Genomic DNA, 22,580 nt, shown 5'->3' on the forward strand with positions numbered 1-22,580 from the left:
GGCCGGCGGGTTGCCCAGCTTGCGGCGCAGCCGGCCGACGGTGAGGGGCGCCGTGTTGGTGAAGGGTCCGGCGTTCTCGTCCCCGGACCTGTCCCAGGAGGTCCTCGGCGCTCACGAGGCCCGACTGCGCGCAGTAGCGCGTCCAGGACGGTAGCGCCTCCAGGACTGCGCACTCCTTGACGGGCAGCTCCGGCGGACGGCCGTCGCCGAACGGGTCCGACGTACCGGGGCGAGTGCCAGGCCGGTGGCGTGCTGTGTACAGATGGGCCCTTCTGGGTCTTGGTCGGCGCCCGCAGCCCTCTGCCTCCTTGTACTTCCACCTCCACGTCCACGCCCACTTCCACCTTCGCGGAATACCCCAGGGGGGTATATGCTTCTGGTGTGAGTCGAAGGAACGGACCACACTGGACCTGAATGGGGATGACGGTCATGGACCACACGGCGCATCACACCGCACACCACACTGACGCCGCTCACGACCACGCCGCACACCAAGCGGCCGGCGGTCACGGCGGGCACCTGCACGGGGGCGCGTCCTGGGGTGCCGCGGCCAAGGCGACGTTGCACTGCCTGACCGGATGTGCGATCGGCGAGATCCTCGGAATGGTCATCGGCACCGCTTTGATCTGGGGCAACGTGCCCACCATGGTCCTCGCGATCGCCCTGGCGTTCGTGTTCGGCTACTCCTTCACCCTGTTCGCCGTCCGCCGGGCCGGCCTGGACTTCAAGACCGCCGTCAAGGTGGCGCTGGCGGCGGACACGCTCTCGATCGCGGTGATGGAGCTCGTCGACAACGGCATCATCGCCCTGGTTCCGGGCGCGATGGACGCCCACCTGGCCGACGCCCTGTTCTGGACTTCGCTGCTGGGCGGCTTCGTCGTCGCCTTCCTGCTCACCACCCCGGTCAACAAGTGGATGATCGGCCGCGGAAAGGGCCACGCCGTCGTCCACGCCTATCACTGATCTCCCGCACCCACTCGAAGCGCCCGGACTGCCGCTTGTAGAGGTGGCAGTCCGGGCGCTTCGCGCTGAAGGGCTGCTGGGGCTGCTGGGGCTTCTGGTCCTCCTGGGCCTGTGCCTCGCCTGGTCCGCAACAGGGATGAAGAAGGGGAGGAGAGGGGGTGGCCGGGCAAGTCTCGATGGCCGCCAGTCATGACCACAACAGCAATAGTTTATTTAGACTGATAGAGTTCGACCATGCCACGCCGCGCTCTCGACAACCCGATCGTTCTGGCAGTGCTGGGCCTCCTGCTGGAACGGCCCTCGCATCCGCACCAGATGCTCGCCGAAATGCGAGAACGCAGTGACCACCACGCGGCCGCGATCACGCGAGGCACGCTCTACAACACCGTTGCCGCCCTGGCCGAGGCGGGATGGGTGGCCTCGCAGGGCCGGGAGCGCTCGGGAAACCGTCCAGAGAGGACCGTCTACGCCCTTACGCAAGCGGGCCGAGAGGAACTGGTACGGCGCTTGGACTCCCAGGTCCGCAACCCCCAGCGGGAGTTCTCGCAGTTCCTTGGCGCAGTCACCTACCTCGGCGCCCTCGGATCGAGCGGCGCGCTGGAGGCCCTGACCGAGCGCGCCCGACGCCTCCAACAGCGCACAGCCGCCGACGAGGAGCGCCTCGCGGACGTCCTGGCCGCCGGCGTACCTCGCCTGCACGTCATCGAGGCCGAATACGCGTTGTGCCTCGCTCGCGCCGAGATGGCATGGATCGCTTCGGTCATCGACGACATCCGCGCCGGTTCACTGACCTGGCCGGCCGTCGCGGCGACAACTCCCACACCCCAGGACCACTGAACTGAGAGGATCGAACGCGGAATGCTCACAGCACATGACGGCATGCTCTTCGGGATCTACCCGGGCGGAGTCGCCGGTGATGACACCGGGGGCCTGGCCGGCGGCCCGCCCGATGACGCGGCCCGCGTGTGTAGCGCACTCGACCACCTCCAGGGCCGACCAGGCCGCCCGTTCCTGGTACGCGCCTACACAGGCTTCGACGACGCCACTCGGCTCGGCGCTCCACACGCCACCGCGGCGCCGACCGCCGCAGCCCAATACGCCGTCCGAGGGCGCCGCCTGGACCTGGTGGCGCAGTATCAGTCGCTCGCCGGAAACATCGACGGCTACTGTGCATTCCTGCGCGAACTCGTCGAGCAGTACGGCGCCGTCACAGGCACCTTGCAGGTAACAGAAGAGCCCAACATCACGTCGAACCCGACGCTGGACGGCTACTACCCGGGGGTGCGCGAGGCGATCGTCCGTGGGGTGTCCGCCGTCAAAGCGCGAGCACGCGAACTCGGGTACCCACACCTACAGGTCGGATTCAACACGACCCCTCTCTTCGGCCCGGCCACCGCCTTCGTCACCGACCTGACCAACCGCGGAGGGGAGGACTTCATCGCCGATCTGGACTACGTGGGCCTGGACTTCTTCCCCGACGTCTTCCAGCCTGTCGCCCCATCCGACCTCGCGCAGGCCGTCGAGGGACTGCTACGCCATCACCGTGACTCGGTGCTGACCCCCGCCGGACTGGGGTCCCTGCCGCTGCACATCACCGAGCACGGCTGGCCCACCGGACCCGACCGGTCCCCGCACCGGCAGGCTGACGTCATCGAGACCGTCGTACGGGTCATCGCCGCCCAATCGAAGCCACTCCACCTGAGCGGCTACACCCACTTCGCGCTGCGCGACGCCGACAGCGCGAAGACGGGACTGTTCCACCAATTCGGGCTCACCACCGATGACTACGCTCCCAAGCCCGCCTTCGACACCATGAAGATGCTCGTCGAACGCTTCAGCGCCTGAAAGAACCCGTCTCAATGGACCGCGTCCACTTCGCATGACTGCGTACGCGAGAAGCCCGCGGCGAGAGTCGTTGATCGACGGCCTTCAAACGGACGCCTTCGATATTTCCGCAAAAAACGACGAACGCGTTCATGGAATCTCTTGGCCGGTTTGTGGCTGGCCAGTCGATTAAGGACCTCCGGATCACGACGCGCGGACGCGCAACCGCGGGGGCCGTGCCGGGGAAGACCGTCAGGATGCGCATGAGCGGCATGGGGGAATCAGGCGGTCAGCGGCCCCCGCAGCGTCGTCGGGCAAGCGGGAACCCCAGCCTGGCGGGCCCGGTGGCCCCCGTGGTCCTGGTGACCCGGGGGTTCCCCGCCGGGCGTCGTCAACTACCGCGTGGGGATCGCCGGCTTTGACGGCATTTCCCGTCACCCTGCGGCCAGTTCGGTGCTGCGGGACTTCCTCCGGAATGCCCGTCAGCGTCACCGTAGGGGGCGGTGAAGGGCGGGCCTTCGGCGTACGGTCAGTCGGTCAGCCACTTGCCGTGTTTGTACGTCTGCCGTCTGCCGTCTGCCGTCTGCCGTCGGCCAGGGCAAGGGGCACGGGTATCCCGATCCCGATCCCGATCCCGACGTCGAGGCCGACCTCCGGCCCCGAGTGAAAGAGCCGAGAGCGGCCTCCAGTGGCCGTCACCGCTGAAGACGACGCGCCAGCCCAGGGCGTCCGTGACCAGCCCGCCGGGCTTCGGTGATGCGATTGTCCGCGCGGGCGGGCGCGGGCGGGCGCGGGCGGGCGCGGGCGGGCGCGCGGGCAGGCGGGCGCGCGCGAGCCGCTTCTGCACGTGGGTGGCCGACGCGATGGTGGCGCAGACGACTCCGCCGTTTGTCAGTGCCGTCCGTAAGTCGCACTAAAGAAATTGCCCACCTATGGAGTGGGTTGTTTCTGGTCGTTTGTGTGCGGTCGGGGTGCCCGCGCGGAGGGCCTTTTCCCGTTGCTCTTTTGGTGGGCGGCCGTCCTGATCGGCCGGTGGTCAGAAGGAAAGGCGAAGGGTGGATGTGCGCGCGGGGCCGGGCATGTCCGTTCAGCGTTCGAAGAGTTCAAGACTGCCGGAGGCACATGCCCGGTTGTGGCGGATGATCGCGAGCGTGATCGTGACGGGGCACGGCTCCCGCACTCCGACCAGGAGGTCACGATGAACGACAACCAGCTCACTCTTAGCCCCGATGCCGCACGGCAGTTGGCCACGACCACCAAGACCCGGCCGCAGATGCGGGCGATCACCCCGCGGTACCTGCTGCGTGCGCTGCCGTGGGTGGACATCGAGTCCGGCGTCTACCGGGTCAACCGCCGCCGGACTTTCGTACTGGGCGACGACCGAATCAGCACCTACAGCGACAACGGCTCCCACCGCGTCATCGCCGAGGATCTGCGGGAGGTGCCCTACCTGCGGGAGGCCGACTCGGCCCTGCTCACCGAGCTGGCCGGCTCGTTCACCGCTGTGACCTTCGAGCCCGGGCAGGTTCTGGCCACGGAGGATGAAGAGTGCGATCACCTCTGGGTGCTCGTGCAGGGCAAGGCGGAGAAGCGGGTCACCGGCCCCTACGGGGAGGACGCCGTCCTGGAGGTCATCGGTGACGGCCAGTTCTTCGACCTCGCCTCCTGGACCCGCGGCGCGCCGATGCCCCACCACGTCAAGGCGCTGACGCGGGGTGTGGCGCTGTGTATCGGCCGCGGTGAGCTGTCGCGCCTCGCCGACCGCGACGGGCAACTGCGGGAGGCGCTGGACGCCTACACCGCTGACGGCGCGCCCGAGCCGGGCTCCGAGGTTCCGGTGGATCTCGCCTCGGGCCACGTGGGTGAGCCGGATCTGCCGGGGACGTACGTCGAGTACGAGGACACGCCGCGCGAATACCACATGAGCCTGGCGCAGACCGTGCTGCGCGTACACAGCCGCGTCGCCGACCTCTATAACGAACCGATGGACCAGACGCGGTCCCAGGCCGATCTGACCATCCAGGCGCTGCGCGAGCGCCAGGAGGCGATGATGCTGAACCACCCGGAGTTCGGCCTGTTCCACAATGTCGCCCCCGGCCAGCGCGTGCAGACGCGCACCGGCGCGCCCACCCCCGATGACCTGGACGAACTGCTGTCCAAGGTGTGGAAGCACCCGGCGTACTTCGTCGCCCATCCCCGTGCGATCGCCGCGTTCGCGCGGGAGTGTACGCGCCGGGGTGTGCCCCCGTTGATGGATAACCGGTTCGGCAGCCCGCTGCTGACCTGGCGCGGTGTGCCGCTGCTGCCCTCGGACAAGGTGCGTTTCAACGGGCGGGCCGGCGCGGGCACCACCGAGATCCTGCTGATGCGGGTGGGGGAGGCCGAGCAGGGCGTGGTGGGACTGCGCCCGTCAAAGGTGACCGACGAGGTGGAGCCGGGCCTGGCCATGCGGAACATGGGCATGGACCAAAAGGGCATCAGCTCCTACCTGATGACGGCCTACTTCAACGCGGCTGTGCTGGTGGAGGACGCCACCGCCGTACTGCAGAACGTCGAGGTGTCCAAGTACCATGACTACTCCTGATCTCGCGGGGCGCAACGCTCCCAGGAGTCCCGGGGCGCAAGCGGTTCCGGTGGCCCCCACCGGGCAGTTGATCCCAACGGGTCTGGCAGACTCGGCCGCTCCGGCCGCTCCGACCCCGTCGGCTGCCCCAGCAGCCCCGGCCGCCTCTGGGGGGCGGATGACCGGCGCCGACCCCATGGCGCGTACGGCCTCGGCCGTCCCCACGCAGCAGGCGATTCCCACGGCCCCCACCCCGCAGACCGACCCGGCCGCCTGGGCGGGTCAGGCTCCCGCGACCCACATGCCTGCGGGGCAACAGACCGCGGCCCGCGGCCGGCACGGCACCTTCGAGCCGGAAATGGCGCGGCAGGACATCCCCGTCCTGCACCGTACGGTCAACGGTCATCCGCTGGTCTGGCTGGACAACGGCGCCACCACACAAAAGCCGCGCCAGGTCATCGAGGCGCTGACCGCCTACTACGCCACCGCCAACTCCAACATCCACCGCGGTGCGCACTCCATGGCGCGGGAAGCCACCGACGTATACGAACAAGGCCGCGCCGCGGTCGCCGACCTGCTGGGGGCGCCCGGACCGGACAGCATCGTCTTCGTCCGCGGTACCACCGAGGCGATCAACCTCGTGGCACAGAGCTGGGGGCGGGACAACCTCGGCCCCGGCGACGAGATCCTGGTCCCGGTCCTGGAGCACCACTCCAACATCGTTCCATGGCAGCAGATCGCCAAGGAGCGACGGGCCAGGGTGGTGCCCATCCCGCTCCTGCCGGACGGGCAGATCGACCAGGCCGCCTTCGCCGACCTGCTCTCCTTCCGGACCCAACTGGTTGCTCTCAGCCATGCCTCGAACGTCCTGGGCACGGTGCCCCCGGTGCGGGAGATGACGGCGCTGGCACACCGGTACGGGGCCAAGGTCCTGGTGGACGGCGCTCAGGCGGTCGCCCACTTCCCGGTCGACGTCCAGGACCTGGACGCCGACTTCTACACGTTCTCCGGGCACAAGGTGTTCGCCCCGACCGGAATCGGGGCGCTGTACGCCAAGCCGGAGATCTTGGAAGGCATGCGGCCGTGGCAGGGCGGCGGCAACATGATCGACTCGGTGGACTTCGGACAGACCAGCTACGCGCCGGTTCCGCACCGTTTCGAAGCCGGTACCGGCCACATCGGCGGAGTCGTCGGTCTGCTGTCCGCCCTGAACTGGTTGACCTCCTTCGACCGGGAGGCCATCGCCCGCTACGAGACGGACCTGGTCGCCTACGCCCAGCAGGCACTGGCCACCCTCCCGGGTATGGAAATCCTGGGCGCGGCGCCCGGCAGGGTCGCCGTCCTGACCTTCACACTCGCCGGTCACGACCCGGCGGAGATCGCCGACTGGCTCGACCAGGACGGGATCGCCATCCGAGCCGGCCACCACTGCGCCCAGCCCGCGCTGCGCCACTACGGCCTGGAGAGCGCGGCACGAGCCTCCTTCGCCCTCTACAACACCTCACAGGAGGTGGACCAACTGACGGAATCCCTACGGCGGTTGCAACAGACGGCTGCCTGAATCGGCTGCCTGAACCGGCCGGGTGTCGGCACCCGGCCGGTTCAGGCGGCAATCCGCACCCCGAGACCCCGAGACCCCGAGCTTCCGGCCACGACCTCGTCGGCGCCGGAAGCTCGGGGTCTCGGCGTGCGCCACTGCGTACTGCTACTGCTTCGCGCGACCGCGCGGGGCCGGCAGCGGGCCGCCTCGCATAGCCGGTGGTCCGGCTGGACAGTATTCGGCTGCCCGGTACGTCACCCGACAGTGTGAGGAGCCCCTTGTGCGTGTGGCCTTATTGATCGGCTCACTGGCTGAGCTCGATAGCTGCCACTCCCTGTACGCCAACGCCCTGGCCGCGGGCGGGCACGAAGTGTGGATCGGCTCGATCAACCACCTGTCCGCGCACGACGCCGACGTCCGTACGACCGCCGGCCGCGTGGAGGGACTGGTCAAGGCGCACGCTCCGTTCCCAGGGCTGCCCGAGGAGCGCTCGCTCACCGACATGGAGGCCGTGTGGGTTCTCAACTATCCACAGCCTTCGGTTCAGACAGAGGCGTGGCAGCTTCTGTGGCGGCTGAATCAGCGCGTCCCGTTCGTCAACGATGTCACCGGAATCATGATGCTGGGCAACAAGACCAACCTCTCGGTGATCGTGCCTCCCGAACATCTTCCCCGCACCTTGATTTCCAACTCCTTCGATGACCTCTGGGCTGCCTACAGCACGGATCCGGAATCCGTATGGCTGGTCAAACCGACGGACGACGACGCCGGCGCGGACATCTACCTACTGGAGCCGGGCTCGACGAACAACCGGGTCCTCCTGCAGTCCATGACCGGCAACACCGCAGTGACAGAGCTGCTCACCAAAGGCGGTCTGGCGGGATTCGGCAACCGCTACTGCGCCCTGCAGGAGTTCGTGCCACATCGTGAGGAGAAACGCGTGATTCTCGCGGCCGGCCGTCCTGTGGCCCAGCAGGCACACCGGCTCGCATCCGACGAACACCGGGGCAACACCGCCCACCGGGCCCGCTGCACCGACACCACGCTCACGCCCGAGGAACACGCCCTGTGTCTGCGCATCGGTGAACGGCTGCTGGAACACGGCATCCGCTTCGCCGGGCTCGACCTCGCTTACCCGTACGTCTTCGAATTCAACGTGGTCAACCCGGGTGGCCTCGACGAACGCCTCGCGCTCGGCCTGCCGGACCGTGCTCCTGACACCGTCGAGGCCCTCCTCACTCATGTGACGAAGCGGGGCTGACGACAAAGCGTGGCTGACGACGAGGCACCGGCCGTCAGGCGCCGTCGTCCGCGATCGCCCAGCTCGGGCGGAGCGGTGGTGCCTGGCGGTGTTGTCTCCGGGCGGTCCCGCCGCCGGCGTCAGCGTCGGGCGGGGCAAGGGGAAGTGGAGGTGAGGTGGCGGAGCCGCCGGCCCGGGAGAAGTGGGACATCTCCTCGGGAGAGAGACCGAGCAGGCGGCAGGCATCGCCCTGGCTTACGCGCAGGTCCTGGGACAGCGTGCGAGCAGCCTCGGCGAGTGCCTGCTGTTCTGCGGTATCGGCTGCGACACGTTGCGTTCGTGCCTTCACCACGCTCTGCAGCAGCGGCGCGACCTCAGGGACCACCAGTTCCAAGGTGATGGCCTCTGGCTGAATGCCAAGTGCGTCGACGATGGCGTCGCGCGCCATGTCCTCAGCCTCGTCGAGGGTGCGGCACTGTGTCTGGATGGCGAATTCCGGAATGTCGACTGCCCACCACCGGCCCATTCTGTGGAGCCGGGCTTCGTAGTGAACGCTCACGGGGACTCGGCCTCCTTGCATCTCGTACTTGATGTCGTCTCGGCGGTGGAATTCGGCTGTCTCACGTTGCTCGGGGTTGCGGGGGAGCCGCCTTCTGCGGCCAGGGGCCTGCTTGATGACGACAGCCCGGTGCCCCCCTAGGCAGACCACCGGCGGGAGCCCGCTTGTCCGCGTACCCGCATACCTGTCACCCGCGTACCTGTCACCCGCGTACCTGCTCACCGCATACGGCGGGCATTTCGCGGACGCGCCGGTGTGCCGGGGCCTGCTCGAGCACCACTCGGCCGGTCGCGCAGTCGCTGAGGGGGGAGGGCGCCCCTGGAGGTCACCCCTCCCCTCAGTGCGAGCGGACGGCGGGATCCGATGGCAATGGGGCCATCAGTCGAGGCACACAACTCCCAGCAGGCACACCTGCGTCGGTGACGTCTGCTCGGCCGTCGGCGTTGTCGGCGCAGGGCGCACAGCCGAAGTGCCTGTGTCGGAGCGTTCGGCGGAGGTGGGCGCGGTCGTCTCCGGGGTTGCGGCGTCGGTGTTGTCGGGGTTCGTGCCCTTGGCCGATTCGGGTGCGGCGTACGGGGTCACGTTCGTGGGCGTGGAGGGGCCGGTCGTGCTGGCGGCCTCGGGGCGCCGGCTCGGCGTCGCGGTGCCGGGCGCGGCCGTGTGAGGCGTGGCAACGGTGGTGCTCTGCTGCCGACTGGCCGGCAGGGGTGGGCGAGTGCCCGGATGCCGCGAAGCCCGCGTGTCCGGCTCCGGCTGCTCCGACGGTGGCGCGCTGGTGGAGGTCGGGAGCGTGGACGCGGGTTCCGGATCGGATACTGAAGCCGCTTGTGTGTGGCCGGCCGAAGTCCGGTTCGGCAGCAGAGCGGCGGTCAGTGCCCCACCGGCGATAGCGAAGGCCGCTGCGGCCGCGGCCCGCCGCCGGTGCTTCTTCCAACGTGCCAGTTGGCGACGCCGAGCCGCCCGGCCCTGCCCGGTGGCGGAACGACCTTGAGAGCCGCCGGTCGAGCCATGGCCCCGTGCGTTCGCCGTCGTGTCTGCGGAGGTGCCACTACCGATCAGCTCTGCGGACGTGCCATTGCCGATCGGCGCTGCGGGCGTGCCACCGCCTATCGGCGCGGCATCGGAGAGCTGGGGGTCGGGAAGGAACCCCGGAGTGGGGAGTGCCTCTCCCGTGCCCCAGGCATCCCACGTCATCGCGACAGCGGTCGCATCGGGGCGGCGGTGGGCAGGCGGGGCTATGTCCGGAGCGTAATCGCCGCACCCGGGACACGTGAATGCCCCATTGAGATGCCTGCGGCACGACGAGCAGTAGTCCATCTGGATCTTTCTGTGCTGACCGCGCCGCCAGGGATTCAGGCGGCCTGTTCACGTTCGTACGGAGGGTCGAACAGCACGCAACGCTAACGGCACCTGCCGAAGGCGGCGCGCACACGTTGTGACGCTTCCGTGCAGATTTCATGGCGGGGGCCCTCGGACTCCGAAATCTCTGCCTGTCCGGGCCGGCTGGAGGGACACCGGGGGCGCTGGCGGTGAGACTCGGCGGGGCGTTCCGGGCGTTCCCGGCGTTCCATGCGTTCCGGGCGTGCCGGGCGGAGAAGATCACGCTGATCCCCTCGCCCGGACGTCCGGAAGGGGCCGGCCGACCGGGCCCGTACCGCGTCATTCGCTCAGGCGGATTCCCTCGACGGCGGTGGTGAAGACCGGCCGGTACTGATTCCATTGCGCGTCAGGGGCGGAGAGGTAGACCAGGTACTGGGTGCCGTCGGAGCCGGCGAAAGCCAGCTCCGACGCCCTGAACTTCCTCGCTTGGCCGTCGAATGTGAATTCCCAGTACCCGGCGGGGCGTCCTCGGAACTTGGTGGCGGCCATTCTGACCCGCTCATAATTCGGGTTGTCCCGACGGGTCTGTTCCTCTTCGGTCTCACGCCAGTGCCGCAGCGGATCGGAACCCGCGAACTGGACGACGTTGACCCTCAGGCCCACCAAGCCGGACGGATCCACGTAGGCGACCTCACCGCCGGGCACCGGCTTGCGGGTCCAGCCGTTCTGTACGGGGACGGAGAAGCCGAGGGTCTGCTCTTCGAGGTGGTATCCGGCGGGGAGCGGAGGCGGCGGAGAGGAGGTGCCGCCCGAAGGGGTGGCGGAGGCGGTGGTCCGGGACTTGTGGGTGCTCGACTGGGTACTCGACGCATCGGCACTGCCCTTGACCCACCAGAGCGCGCCGCCTGCCAGGCAGGCGGCGAGTGCCGCCGCCGCGACGGACCGCACCACAACTCGGCGGTTGCCCTTGCCTCCTGGTACAGGGGCCGGGGAGGCGCCGGCATGGTGTGGCTGCGTGGAGGCATCGCCGGGAGCGGTCTGTCGTAGAGCCTCATGACTCAGGAGACGTTCGACCTCGGGTACGGCCATGCGCTGCTCGGGATCCTTGATGAGCAGGCCCTCGATCACCGCCGTCAGGTCCCCGGCGTTGCGCGGGGGCTCGTGTGGATCGGCCGCGATGGCGTAAGCGATCTCGATCGCGGTGTCCCGGCTGAACGGGTGCCGCCCCTCGACGGCCTGATAGAGCGTTGCCCCGAGGGACCACAGATCGCAGGCGGGACCGGGCTCCATCCCGCTCCTGAGGCGTTCGGGCGCGAGGTACTGGATGGAACCGATCAGCTCGCCGGTCCGGGTCAGTGAGGGCGTTCCCGACTCCACGGCGATTCCGAAGTCGGTGAGGACGATCCGTCCGTCGTTTCCCAGCAGAACGTTGGCGGGTTTGACGTCCCGGTGCAGAACCCCGGCGACATGAGCGGCGCGCAGAGCGGCGGCCATGGCACGGCCGACCCGAGCCGCTTCGGCGGGTGGCAGCGCCCCGCGCTCCTTCAGGACGTCGCCGAGTGTGACGGAGTTTATGTACTCCATGACGATGCACGGCAGGCCCTCGTCGTCGACGACGTCATGCACGACGATCACGTTGGGGTGCGCGATCCGGGCGGCGCTACGGGCCTCGCGGCGGGTGCGTTCGTGGAGTGTCTGGACCTGGTCGTCGTGCAGGTGTGGCGGTATGTGCAGCTTCTTCACGGCGACGTGGCGGCCGAGCAGCTTGTCCTCCGCGCGCCACACAGTGCCCATGCCGCCGCTGCCCAGCCGCTCCACCAGCAGGTACCGGTCGGCGACGAGCCGCCCCAGATCAGACACCGTGAAATCTCTCCCTCTTAGCTGCCCCATCCCTGAGCAGTCGGAAAGGCACGATAACCCAAGGAAATCACAGCCGATGCCTGCCGGTTAATGCCTGACGGATGATCAGGAATGCATGACGCCCGCGACTACGGTCAACGTCGCTCCTGGGTCGGCCGATTAAGCGGATAATGGCTGCGATGCCGGCCCTCGTCGTCCCAATTCCGACTGCACGCCCTTATGCACACGAAACGTCTCCGGCTGGAGCTCTGTGTCCGGGGCGGCTCGCTCGGCATCTGGTCTCCTCGTTTCGGTTGCCCGCTGCGTTTCAACTCAACGGAGAGAACCTCGAGGCGATAGGAAGCTATCGCTGACCAGGAGGAGGGTCGGAAGGCACAGCGAAATAGCCGGCGGAGTGGATGCGTGCGCACCGCGAATTGTGGCGGGCAAATTCAACGCCCCCTTGGTCGACCGGTTCCGGGGGCCCGGCGCTCCTCGTTGTGATGTGACCCGACCGGACCGGGCACAGGATGTCGGGTCCGGCAGGGTGGGGCCTTCCTAACGTGAGTGAGCGAAAGGGAAGGAGGCCGGGGTGCTGGAGCGGCTGAACCAGGCCATGGAGCACATCGAGTGCCACCTTGATCAGCGGATCGAGGTGGCCGACCTGGCGCGGATCGCGGTGACGTCGGAGTACCACTTGCGGCGGCTGTTCTCCGCGCTGGCGGGAATTCCGCTGTCGGAGTACGTCCGGCGCAGACGGCTGACGGTCGCGGGTGCCGAGGTGCTGGCCGGTGAGCGGACGCTGTTGGAGGTCGCGGTGCGGTACGGCTACAGCTCGGGGAGGCGTTCGCGCGGGCGTTCCGCGTGATGCACGGCGTCGGTCCCGGCGAAGCCAGGCGGGCCGGCGCGAGTCTGCAGTCCCAGCCACGGATGTCCTTCCGCCTCACCGTCGAAGGGAGTAGCAGCATGCGATACCGGGTTGTGGAGAAGGAGGAATTCCGTGTGGTCGGCAGGAAGGCGCGGGTGCCCCTCGTGTATGAGGGGGTGAACCCTGCCATCGCCGCCTTTATACGGGGGATCGGCCAGGAGACGCTGCGGCGCATCGAGGGTCTGTCCGATCAGGAGCCGGCGGGGATCGTCTCGGTGAGTGACGATCTGGACGAGAGTCGGGCCGAGGGGACCGAACTCGACTACTACCACGGGGCGGTGACCCGCGCCGCCGTGCCCGAGGGTATGGACGCGCTCACCGTCCCGGCCGGGACGTGGGCCGTCTTCGAGAGCTCCGGACCGTTTCCCCAGACACTTCAGTGCCTGTGGCGGGACGTGTTCACGCAGTGGTTCCCGTCCAATCCCTACCGGAGCCGGCCGGGGCCCGAGATCCTGCGCACGCGGTTGTCGCCGGACGCGGCACAGGCGGACGCGGAACTGTGGATCCCGGTGGAGCGGACAGCGGTCTGAGCGTGGCGGGCGGCGGCCTTGGGTCGCCGCCCCTCAGCAGACCGACGCTCGCGCTGTCCAGCCTGCACGGGGCCTGATTCTGCGCCGAAGTCTCCTGCGGGCTGGTCGCCAACGCGGCGGCTCGTCTAAGTTAGGTTAGGCTAACTTAAGGAGGCCGTGGATGATGAGTGAGACGGATGTCCGGGCAAACGGGCCGACCGGCGCGGAACGGCTCCGTTCCGTGCTCGCCGCCGCACGTTCGCTGACGGTGACCACCGACGACGGATACCGCTGCGACCTGATCGGCGCGCCCGCCCTGGATGACCGGGGCCGGTTGACGCTGCGCCAACCGGCCGACCGCCGCCTGGCCGCCGCGGTCAACCGCGCCCCGGGCGGCGGCCTGGCCGCCCTGCTGGAGTTCACCGATGTCGCCCCCACGGCCGTCCGGGACCGGGTGCGTGGCCGAGTGACGCTCTCGGGCCGGCTGACGCAGGTCGGCTCGCAGACCGAAGAATCCGGTGCCGGGCTGAGGTTGGACCCCGTGCGCGCCACCGTGGACACAGGGGGAGGCGTCGTCGGCGTCGGCCTCGACGAACTCTTCCTGACCGAGACGGATCCGCTGGCAGCACTTGAAGCGAGACTGCTCATCCACCTGGCCGACGACCACTCCGACTCGGTGGCGCAGCTCACGCGATTGGTCGACCCGCGGCATCTGCACGGCGTTCACCGTGTGACGCCACTGAGCCTCGACCGGTACGGGATCACCCTGCGCCTCGAACACGCTCGTACCCACCGCGACGTTCGCCTGCCCTTCACCGCTCCGCTCCGCGAGGCGGCCGACTTCGGAGACCGGATTCAGACACTCCTCGCCGCCGCCCACGCCTGCCCCCACCGGCGTCGACGGCGCATCCGGCCGTGAAGCCAGACCCCGCACCGCCTCCCCGGCCCAGCGCGCGAGATCAGGTCGCTGCGATCATCCGCGCGGCACCGCTGGCCGCCGCCCTCTACACGCCGCCAGCCCATGAACCCGGCGCCCCTGTGCTGCCCTCGGACCTGCGACCCGCCACGCACTCCCGGCGGGTGCCTCCCCAGTCGGATCAACAATCCGGACGCCCAGCAGAACACTGACCCGAGCAACGGGCCGCGGCCGGGCGGGAGCGAGACCGTGACGTTTGCCGGCCACGCTGCCGGCAGCGGCGGCCGCCCTCCGCGCCCCGTTCGCCCCGCGCGAGCAGGGAGGGCACACCTCGTGCGCCCTCCCTGCGTCGCTAGGCCGTGCGGACCCGCCGGACGAGTCCGACCATCACGTCCACGACGAGGAACCCGAGCAGGGTGACCCCCAGGACCGGTAGCGCCCAGCCCACGGCAGCCACGGCCGGGATGCCCAGGAACAGCGCGGGCAGCGGCAGTCGGCGCCATGCGCCGCGGGCCGGGGCCTTGCCGAGCACCGCTTTGCCGCCCTCGCGGGTCGGACGGCGCTGCCACCACATGCGGTAGCCCCAGAGGATCACGACGGACAGACCGAGGGCGAGCACCGCCAGTACGATCTGGTTGACGATCCCGAACAGCGCACCCATGTGCCCCTGCACACCGAGCTTGCTGAGCTTGGCCAGGAGCGGATAGTCCGCCCATCGGCTGTGGGAGGTGACCGCGCCCTTCTTGGTGTCCACGGCGACCTGGTCGTAGTGCACCGGCCAGACGTTGTCGCTCTGCGCCACGACCCACGCGCTGCCGGGGTCAGCGGGAGGTGTGACGGTCACCTTGCCAACCAGCCCGGCCTGCCGCGCGATCGCCAGGGCCGCGTCGAAGTCCGCCGGTTCCGCGGCGGCGGATTTCCCGGAGGCGCCGTGCCCGGCATGCTCCCCGCCCGCTTCCTTGGCGGGCGGCTCCGCGCCGGGAAGCGCGGTGTCCAGTTCCGGTGCACGGCCCTTGACCGCGTCCAACAACTGCCCGAACCGCTCACCCGCGTAGTGGGACCAGGTAAGGCCGGTGGCACTCAGGAACAACAGGCCGAGCGCCAGCCAGACACCTGTGGCCGCGTGCCGGCCGCGGGTGCGGCGCACGCCCCGCGCGGACCGGTCGGGCAGCAGAACGCCGCGCGTGGACTTGGCGCGCTGCCCCTTGGCGCGCCCGAGCCAGAGCACCAGACCGCCGACAACGAGCACCCAGAGCCAGCTCGCGGCGACCTCCGCGTAGAGGCGGCCGGTCTCGCCCAGGTGCAGATTCCGGTGCAGGTCGTCGAGCCAGGTGGTCAGCGGCGTCGATCCCCACGAGGTGGTCAGCGCGCCCCGCACCTTGGCTGTGTAGGGGTCGACGAACACCGTGCGCTGTTTCTCGCCGAGTTCCGGCACAGACAGCACCACGCGTGTTGTGTCGTCCGGGCCGGGCGGTGTGATGACGGACGCCAGGCTGCCTTCCGGGTGGGCGGCCCGTGCGGCGGCTATCTGCTCCGCCAGCGGCCGCGGCGCGTCGCCCACCCGCTCGACGCGCAACTGATCGCCGTAGACGAGTTGGTCGAGCTGCGGTGTGAAGGTGTACGCGAGCCCGGTCAGGGCGGCCACGAGCAGGAACGGGGCGACGAACACGCCGGCGTAGAAGTGCAGACGGACCAGCAGGGCCCGTACGTCCCGCCAGGAGCGGCCCGGTCGCGCGGTGTCCGGCTCAGGGGAGGCGGGGGCCTCGATGGCGACCGCCCTCGCCCCGTCGGCCGACGGGGCGTCGAGCGGCTCGTGGTCGCTTCGTGGTGGTTCTTCGATTCTGGACGGCATGGCAATTTCCTCACGGCGCGGGCACCCGCCGGACGAGCCGAGGGTGCGAGCGAAGTCGGTGATGGGATTCCGCCGGAGTGGCGGTGTGCGGTGATCGCAGCCCGGCCCGACTCCGCCCTACGCCTGTCCCACTCGCGCCGGTGGCGCGGGGGAACGGCACGGGTGGCCCGTCAGACCGGGACCGCCAGGGGAGGGCCGCGCCTCGGCCGCGAACGAGCGAGCAGCGCCCCGAATCGGATACGCGCAACCACCGGGGGCATCGGCCGAAGACGCGGCGTGAAAGGAAGGGGAAGGGGCGAGCGGAAGCAGATGTCCGGCACGGCCAGGGCGGCCAGTCGCCGCAGGATCCGTTCGCCGTGGATGACACACAGCGCGGTCCCGAGCGTCGCGACGGCGTGTGCCAGCGTCATGGCGGTGACCATGGAGTTTCCGGCGCCGTGCCCGCCACCGGCGCCCGCCATTCCCACCGGGGCCATGCCCGTGTGCCCGCCGGACAGGTGCCCGGACATGTACCCGGCCATGTGGTGTGCCGCGTGCCCCGCAGACATGATGCGGCCGCCGGGTGCAGGCGGCGAAAGATGCGGCGAGAGATGGTGGAAGGCAAGGTGGAGTGCGAACTGCGTGCCGCCCAGCACCAGCGTCACCACGTCGAAGCGGCGCCGACCGCCGCCGAAGAGCACAGCGCCCTGCACGGTCAGCGCGGCGAACAGAAGGCCCATCGTGCCCGCGCCCGGCAGTCGGCCACCGGCTGCGACGTGGCTCACGGCTCCCAGGATCAGACAGGCGGAGGCGCTGAGCAGCCCCCGCCCGGTCCGCCTCAGCCAGCCTCTCCGTCCGCGCACCGCCACAACTTATCCAACGTCCACGCGGGGGCCGGCGCGAGCAGGGAAAAAGGCTGCGGAGCCGACGGTTGGGCGACTGACTAGCTGACGCCAAGTCACCAGCCTGCCAACTGCCGGAAATTGTCGCACCGCCGATCCGGGAGCAAGGCCGCCTAGGGCGATGAGCGGAGCCTCTCCCCGTGACGCAGATCACGGTGTTCGCCGGGGTGTCGCAACCGTCGTATCCCGGACGAGTGAAATCAGCGACCTCGGCCGCTCCCTGCCCCTGGCGCTCGCGTTGAGCCGAGCGGATAGCCGGATCATCCGTCTTCGGCGGTCCTCGACCTTCGTCGGTCCTCGACGACCACGACTCCGCGCGCCTATCGCCTCTTAGGAGACCTCCTTGTCAACCGTCAATCTCCCTGGTCCCGATTCGCTGCTGCGCCGCACCCTGGGGGAGTGGCGCATCGCGTTGGTGGCATGGCGGCTGTTGGTGCTGCAGAACGCCGATCCGGCGGTTGCCGCCGGCGCGGCTCAGTTCTCCACCTACCGGGCCCATCCCTGGCGGCGAATCGAGCACACCATGGACAGCGGCAAGCGCCTGTTCTTCTCCGACCGCGAGGGGCTGCGCAGCGAGATCGCACGCCTGGAGCGCACGCACCGCCGTATCAGCGGCACCGACCAGGAGGGCAGGCCCTTCACCGCACTCGACCCCACGGTGCGCGTATGGGTCTTGGTGACCCTGTACGAGTCCATGACGGCCATGCGGGAACTGTCCGGGCATCCTCTGACCGACGAGGAACAACAGCAGATGTACGGCGAATTCCGCGCCGTCTGCGCGGAGTTCGGCCTGGCCGACGAGCTGTTCCCGCCCACAGCCGCAGACGTGCCCAACTACATGAACCGCACCATCCGTGAGCGGCTCGAATACAGCGACGCGGTGCACTACCTGCTGTTCGACATGCTTCGTGAAGCCCCCGCGCCCCGCCGCCTGGGTGTCCTCACGCCTGCCTGGCCGCTCGTGCGCGCGGTGGCCGCCCACGTGCTGCGGTCGCTGACCCTCGCGGACCTGCCGGAAGCCTTCCGCGAGCGCTTCAGCCTCCCACGCACCCGCCGCGCGGCCCTGTTGTCCTTCACGTTGCACCGCGGCATGCGGGTCCTGATGAACCGGCTGCCCGAGCACCGGCGTTACCGCACCCCGCTGGACGGCGTCCCCGCGACGCAGCCACCCGTCGCCAGTGGGGCTCGCGGGTCCGAGCCCGTTGCCGGCCGGGTACGACTTCCCGCACCGCGTCGACGCAAGGCCGGCGACAGCCGTCCCGAACGCCTGCGTACGTTCTTCCGCCAGGTGCTGGACCAGACCGGTGACGGCCGCATCGGCACGGCCGACCTGCAGGCCATGGCACACAACGTGTGTTGGCCCCTGGAGCTCACTGCCGAACGCGAGGCGCAGGTCTACGCGGCCCTGGAGACCTGGTGGCAGCACCTGCGGGCCACCATGGACACCGACAACGACGGGCACGTGACCTGCGAGGAGTTCGTCACCGCCATGCTCGCCGGTATCGACCGCGACCCCGTCTACCTGGAGCAGGGTCTGCACGTCGCTGTCCGTGCGATCTTCCACGCCGCGGACCGCGACGGCAGTGGGCATCTGTGCGCTGACGAGTACCGCACCATCTTCGGCGGTTCACGGGTCCACCCCGCCGAACTCAACCACGGCTTTCGCCAGCTCGACATCGACGGAGACGGCCGCATCACCGAGGACGAGTTCGTCGAGGCTTTCACCGACTACTTCACGGCCCGCACCAACAACGCGGCCGGCAGCCAGCTCCTCGGACGCCCGTAGTGGGCCCTGTTTGGTGATCACCGCCCGCTGGGCGCAGTTGAGCCGTTCATAGACCGGTAGCCCATGCCGATCCCGATCGGGGCGGCGGCGGAGGAGTTGTGGAGGTCCAGTCCGTCGGATCCGTCGGAGCAGACGAGCCGTGCGGCGTACTGGACCTCGCGGCCCAGCCGATGGCGAAGGTCTTGCCAGGTTCTCCCCAGCCACCGCGGCTGAGGGTGACGGTACGGGCGGTCCACAGACACCGCTGCCCGTCAGGCATGGCGGCGATCTGGACGTGGAGGCGGCCGGGTGCGGTGAACACCTCGTAGCGTGCATTCCACCGAGGGCAGGTGCCGCCGTCGCGGGAGAAGCGGAAGCCGGTCGCGGACCGGCGCTTGGACATGTTGCCCGCGCGGTCCACGCGGACGAAGGAGACGGGCACTCCGCCCAGGCGGGGGCCCGGCGGCGAAGCAGTTTGGCCACCCCGCTCCGCGCCGTCTGCCACGTGGTGGAGCCTTCGTCGTGGTCCTCGGAGGAACGCCGGGACAGGTCGTCGCCGCATTCCAGCAGGGCCGGTTGGATGGCCAGACGGAATGCCTGCCGGCCGGGGCGCAGGCGGGGCGAGAGGTGCCGTGTGCGGCCCTGCGGGTCGTAGTGGTGCGGGCGGCCGGGCTGGTGACCGGGCGGCAGTTACGGCCTACCTGGTGGATCTTCGGTTACAGCCTCACGCGGGGACGGGCTCCTCGGCGGGAGTCCTGCCCAGCGCCTCCAGCCGCTTGATCATGCGGCGAACGACCAGCAGCGGGATCACGCCGAACAGGCCGAACGACATGTCGATGACCAACCACCAAAAGGGGATTCCCCTGAGCGGGCCGCAGATGAGCGCAAGCGGGATGATCCCGGCGCAGGCGATCACGCCGAACTCGATGACCCAGATATTGCGTACGGGATCGCGGTACGGCCCGTAGAAGGCGACGGCGATGACGAGGTGGGCGAAGGCCAACCAGTCGGTGCCGTACAGCACGAAGGGGTACTGCGCATGGGTGGCGTCGAGGCCGTCGCGGACCCGCTCAATCCACTCCATAAGTGCCGGAAGGGCGTCGGCAACAGGTGCCGCCCAGGACGTTAGCGCGTCATGGACGAGGTGCACCTCGGTGACGAGAGGAAAGGCCGTGAGCCCGCTCAGCACCAGGCAGACGATGAAGACGACCAGCCACACGCGTATGCGCCGTAGTAGCGCTCTTCGCTCGATCATGTCCGCAGCGTACGCCCGAGTTTACCGGCGTATTACCCGGCCCCGATGAGTCTTCGAGCGACGGCATGCGAGACGATGGTCACGCCTGCGGCCACGGCCGACCCGGTCACGACGTCGCGAGCTGCGCAGGGCCGCAGACTGTCCGTCCGCCGCACTGCTGCTTCCGACTGGATCGGACCGGCGCACGAGTCCGGTCGGGGCTCGGCTGAGCCCGGCCCGACGCCCCGAGTCACGCGGCGTGAGCCGAGCTGTGACGCGATGGCCAGCTCTGAAGCAGGCAGCCGGTGACCCGGCTTTGGTCCTCGACAATCAGATCGAGGGGCAGGCCACGGCCGAGGCCGAGTTGTCGACCGAGTTGTTGGCGATGCCGCAGGCAGCGGTGTGGGAGCGTCGGGGGCTGGGTGCGTGAGGTGACTATCCGGTCACCGCGACGTCCGAGGATCAGACGGACAACGTCTGGCGCAGTTCCAACTCTCCTACCTTTTGGTCCCCGCTCAGCTCTCCCGTCGGCCGGAATCCGAGACCGAGATAGAAGCCCTCGGGGCCGTCCTTGCCTGGGTGCCAAGTCGTGGCCAGTCGGGTGCCGCCGCGGCGGCGGATTTCGGTGGCCACCGACTTGACCGCGAAACGGCCGTAGCCGCGGCCCTGCTCACCTGACGCGATGTTGAGGCGCCAGAGGCCCGAGCGGATGTCGGTGTTCTGGCCGTCGCCGGCGAAGGCGATGTCGAAAAAGGCCATGAGGAATCCGACGGGCCGTTCGGCGTCCAAGATGAGGCGGGGCCAGGCTGTGCCGGGGTGGACGTACGCCTCGGCGAGCGACTTCACGACCGGCGCGACAAGGTGCTCCTGGTCGGGGCGCACCTTCAGGCCGATCGCGGCGTCGAAGTTGTCGGCAGTGATCTTCTCCAGGCGGAGCGTGGACGTCATGCGGGAACCATAAGCCGGTGCATCAAGTGATTTTCGCGGCGCGGAAGCCGGCGTTCGCGCCACGCCGGGTGGGCGCTTATGCGCCCGGTGTCCAGTAGTTGTGGACTGGGGAGGCCTTCGGCGGCTCTCCCGTCGCCGGGAACCCGTTCTCCACGGCGATGGGCATGATCTTTTCCGCGAACCGGGTCATGTGGGCCTCGGACTCCCACAGATCGTAGATCTCCAGTCCTGTGGCCGTCGGTACGCAGATGTGCGACAGGCAGCCCTCGAAGATGCCGGGCCGCTGCTGGAGCTTCGCGTTGAACGCGTCGTACTGGTCCGTGGTGACTCCCGGCAGCACGGCGTGCATGAAGATCGCCATGATTGAGACTCTTTTCGTGTGGTTGGGTTGCGGCGCCCTCCCGCGGGCCCATGGCGGCCTGTGCCCACGGTCGGCCGGCACCGTGCCCGCTCAGGGGCGGCATCCGAGGAAAGCTGGAGGAGTACGCCTGATCGGGCTCGTCGGCTGCGTCGCGGGACCGCTTTCGACGATCCCGCTGGAAGTGGGGACTGCTTCGGTCTACGCGGTCACGACGTTGACGGCCTCGTACACCTTCGGCTCGGCCTCCGGAATCCCGGCCTCACGTGCCAACGGCATGAGTGTTTCCGCGAACCGTTGGTATGCCTGCTCGGATTCCCATGCGTCCACCACGATCCACCCGTTGGGAGTGGGCCCGGCGACGTGGGAGAGCAAGCCGGGTACCGGCCAGTCGGAGCTGGCCCTCACCATGCCGCGCCCACCGGTCAGAGAGTTTGTGACCTGCTCATACTGGGCCTGCGTTGCTCCCGGGAGCTCGTGCACAATAATGACCGCCATGGTGGGCTCTCTCTCGGTTGACTGCCGTTCCCGCCACCCAGTCGACCAGCATCCGCAAGGCGAGGCACGGAGAGCGCCGCCACTGGAGGTACCGGGCACGAACGGCGCCCTGCGAGCGCCTCTCTCGCAGCTCGACGGCGACCTTGGTCAAAGTTCCAGTTTTTTCGGACCAGGCGCCGCATTGCAGCGGCACCGCCGGAAGAATCCCCTCCGGACCTATGTGCCAGCACAATGAGTCAATGCGTATCCGAGCACCCCACATCGAAGAACTGCCCCTGCTTCAGGACATCGAGAGAGCCGCTGGGCGGTGCTTTCGCGAGATAGGCATGCCGGAGATCGCCGAAGACGAGCCACTCGCGCTCAGTGAACTCGCGCTCTACCGGCAGGCCGACATGGCCTGGGTCGCGGTCGACCAGGCCGACACTCCGGTGGCCTACCTCATCGCGGAACAAGTCGACGGCAACCTCCACGTCGAGCAGGTTTCCGTACACCCCGACAGTGCGCGCCGCGGCATCGGCCGGTCGCTCCTGAACCATCTGGCGGATCAGGCAGCGGGGGGCGGGATGCCTGCCCTGACGCTCACCACGTTCACCGATGTTCCGTGGAACGCGCCCTACTACGCACGTTGCGGCTTCCAATTGCTTGACGACAGCGGCATCGGTCCCGGCCTGCGGGAAATCCGTCGACAGGAAGCGGCTCACGGTCTGGACCGATGGCCGCGGGTCTGCATGCGCCGGGACTTGTGATGCTCCTTCCTCCTTCATTCGTTTCGGTGGACAGCCAGAACAGCCCTGCCGCTAGTTGCTGACTGAAATCCGGCGACCTCACCGCAGCACGGAGAGG

Annotated in this window: 19 protein-coding genes and 3 pseudogenes; 12 read left to right on the forward strand and 10 right to left on the reverse strand. The window is 69.1% G+C overall.

Annotated features, from left to right (window positions below):
- Positions 1–429 precede the first annotated feature (429 nt).
- The 6 genes from ACZ45Z_RS24780 (at position 430) to ACZ45Z_RS24805 (ending at position 8,151) form a co-directional block, all read left to right on the forward strand.
- Positions 430–963, forward strand: coding sequence for a DUF4396 domain-containing protein (locus ACZ45Z_RS24780; RefSeq protein WP_468366302.1), 534 nt, complete (start codon positions 430–432; stop codon positions 961–963).
- A 234-nt stretch (positions 964–1,197) separates the two neighbouring features.
- Entirely contained in the window at positions 1,198–1,800 is a 603-nt protein-coding gene (locus ACZ45Z_RS24785; protein WP_468366305.1) for a PadR family transcriptional regulator, read from the forward strand.
- A 21-nt stretch (positions 1,801–1,821) separates the two neighbouring features.
- Positions 1,822–2,808, forward strand: coding sequence for a hypothetical protein (locus ACZ45Z_RS24790; RefSeq protein WP_468366308.1), 987 nt, complete (start codon positions 1,822–1,824; stop codon positions 2,806–2,808).
- A gap of 1,177 nt (positions 2,809–3,985) precedes the next feature.
- Positions 3,986–5,371, forward strand: coding sequence for a family 2B encapsulin nanocompartment shell protein (locus tag ACZ45Z_RS24795; protein ID WP_468366310.1), 1,386 nt, complete (start codon positions 3,986–3,988; stop codon positions 5,369–5,371).
- Between the two features lie 157 nt (positions 5,372–5,528).
- Complete coding sequence (locus ACZ45Z_RS24800) at positions 5,529–6,911, forward strand: SufS family cysteine desulfurase (protein WP_468366312.1); 1,383 nt, start codon at positions 5,529–5,531, stop codon at positions 6,909–6,911.
- Between the two features lie 259 nt (positions 6,912–7,170).
- A complete protein-coding gene (locus ACZ45Z_RS24805; protein WP_468366315.1) occupies positions 7,171–8,151 on the forward strand; it encodes an ATP-grasp domain-containing protein in 981 nt (326 codons plus the stop codon).
- Positions 8,152–8,185: 34 nt separating this feature from the next.
- Here the strand turns inward: ACZ45Z_RS24805 and ACZ45Z_RS24810 are convergent, their stop codons facing one another.
- Entirely contained in the window at positions 8,186–8,689 is a 504-nt protein-coding gene (locus tag ACZ45Z_RS24810) for a type II toxin-antitoxin system HicB family antitoxin (protein WP_468366317.1), read from the reverse strand.
- Positions 8,690–9,164: 475 nt separating this feature from the next.
- On the opposite strand from ACZ45Z_RS24810, the gene ACZ45Z_RS24815 reads away from it, so the two are divergent.
- On the forward strand, positions 9,165–9,353 hold the full coding sequence (locus ACZ45Z_RS24815) for a hypothetical protein (protein ID WP_468366535.1): 189 nt from the start codon (positions 9,165–9,167) through the stop codon (positions 9,351–9,353).
- Positions 9,354–9,514: 161 nt separating this feature from the next.
- Here ACZ45Z_RS24815 and ACZ45Z_RS24820 read toward each other — a convergent pair.
- Together ACZ45Z_RS24820 and ACZ45Z_RS24825 are read right to left on the reverse strand one after the other, a co-directional pair.
- A pseudogene (locus tag ACZ45Z_RS24820) lies at positions 9,515–10,006 on the reverse strand (SCO2400 family protein); the annotation flags it as partial.
- Between the two features lie 342 nt (positions 10,007–10,348).
- On the reverse strand, positions 10,349–11,869 hold the full coding sequence (locus tag ACZ45Z_RS24825) for a serine/threonine-protein kinase (protein WP_468366320.1): 1,521 nt from the start codon (positions 11,867–11,869) through the stop codon (positions 10,349–10,351).
- Positions 11,870–12,440: 571 nt separating this feature from the next.
- Here ACZ45Z_RS24825 and ACZ45Z_RS24830 point away from each other — a divergent pair.
- Together ACZ45Z_RS24830 and ACZ45Z_RS24835 are read left to right on the forward strand one after the other, a co-directional pair.
- Positions 12,441–13,306, forward strand: a pseudogene (locus tag ACZ45Z_RS24830) (AraC family transcriptional regulator).
- Positions 13,307–13,469: 163 nt separating this feature from the next.
- Positions 13,470–14,204, forward strand: a complete 735-nt coding sequence (locus ACZ45Z_RS24835) for a DUF2470 domain-containing protein (protein WP_468366322.1) — start codon at positions 13,470–13,472, stop codon at positions 14,202–14,204.
- A gap of 349 nt (positions 14,205–14,553) precedes the next feature.
- On the opposite strand, the gene ACZ45Z_RS24840 is transcribed toward ACZ45Z_RS24835, so the two are convergent.
- The gene (locus ACZ45Z_RS24840) at positions 14,554–16,053 is read right to left on the reverse strand and encodes a PepSY-associated TM helix domain-containing protein (RefSeq protein ID WP_468366324.1); all 1,500 of its coding nucleotides are present in this window, start codon (positions 16,051–16,053) and stop codon (positions 14,554–14,556) included.
- A gap of 170 nt (positions 16,054–16,223) precedes the next feature.
- The gene (locus ACZ45Z_RS24845) at positions 16,224–16,817 is read right to left on the reverse strand and encodes a hypothetical protein (protein ID WP_468366326.1); all 594 of its coding nucleotides are present in this window, start codon (positions 16,815–16,817) and stop codon (positions 16,224–16,226) included.
- A 460-nt stretch (positions 16,818–17,277) separates the two neighbouring features.
- On the opposite strand from ACZ45Z_RS24845, the gene ACZ45Z_RS24850 reads away from it, so the two are divergent.
- Complete coding sequence (locus ACZ45Z_RS24850; protein WP_468366329.1) at positions 17,278–18,720, forward strand: oxygenase MpaB family protein; 1,443 nt, start codon at positions 17,278–17,280, stop codon at positions 18,718–18,720.
- Here ACZ45Z_RS24850 and ACZ45Z_RS24855 read toward each other — a convergent pair.
- Both ACZ45Z_RS24855 and ACZ45Z_RS24860 read right to left on the reverse strand, forming a co-directional pair.
- A pseudogene (locus ACZ45Z_RS24855) lies at positions 18,706–19,368 on the reverse strand (short-chain fatty acyl-CoA regulator family protein); the annotation flags it as partial. The gene ACZ45Z_RS24850 and the pseudogene ACZ45Z_RS24855 sit on opposite strands and share 15 nt — an antisense overlap.
- A 55-nt stretch (positions 19,369–19,423) precedes the next feature.
- Positions 19,424–19,954: a hypothetical protein gene (locus tag ACZ45Z_RS24860; protein ID WP_468366333.1), complete on the reverse strand. Its 531-nt coding sequence runs from the start codon at positions 19,952–19,954 to the stop codon at positions 19,424–19,426.
- A gap of 250 nt (positions 19,955–20,204) precedes the next feature.
- On the opposite strand from ACZ45Z_RS24860, the gene ACZ45Z_RS24865 reads away from it, so the two are divergent.
- Positions 20,205–20,363, forward strand: a complete 159-nt coding sequence (locus tag ACZ45Z_RS24865) for a hypothetical protein (protein WP_468366335.1) — start codon at positions 20,205–20,207, stop codon at positions 20,361–20,363.
- 32 nt (positions 20,364–20,395) lie between these two features.
- On the opposite strand, the gene ACZ45Z_RS24870 is transcribed toward ACZ45Z_RS24865, so the two are convergent.
- The 3 genes from ACZ45Z_RS24870 to ACZ45Z_RS24880 all read right to left on the reverse strand — a co-directional run bounded on the left by ACZ45Z_RS24870 (position 20,396) and on the right by ACZ45Z_RS24880 (position 21,650).
- Positions 20,396–20,881 carry a GNAT family N-acetyltransferase gene (locus tag ACZ45Z_RS24870; RefSeq protein ID WP_468366338.1) on the reverse strand — a complete coding sequence of 162 codons (486 nt, stop codon included), beginning with the start codon at positions 20,879–20,881 and terminating at the stop codon, positions 20,396–20,398.
- 76 nt (positions 20,882–20,957) lie between these two features.
- Positions 20,958–21,242: a hypothetical protein gene (locus tag ACZ45Z_RS24875; protein ID WP_468366341.1), complete on the reverse strand. Its 285-nt coding sequence runs from the start codon at positions 21,240–21,242 to the stop codon at positions 20,958–20,960.
- 198 nt (positions 21,243–21,440) lie between these two features.
- Positions 21,441–21,650 (reverse strand): hypothetical protein, encoded by a 210-nt coding sequence (locus tag ACZ45Z_RS24880; protein WP_468366343.1) that lies wholly within the window; start codon positions 21,648–21,650, stop codon positions 21,441–21,443.
- A gap of 326 nt (positions 21,651–21,976) precedes the next feature.
- Between ACZ45Z_RS24880 and ACZ45Z_RS24885 the strand changes: the two genes are divergently transcribed.
- Positions 21,977–22,483, forward strand: a complete 507-nt coding sequence (locus ACZ45Z_RS24885) for a GNAT family N-acetyltransferase (RefSeq protein WP_468366345.1) — start codon at positions 21,977–21,979, stop codon at positions 22,481–22,483.
- The last annotated feature ends 97 nt before the right edge of the window (positions 22,484–22,580 follow it).

The organism is Streptomyces sp. NPDC031210 (assembly GCF_055570395.1).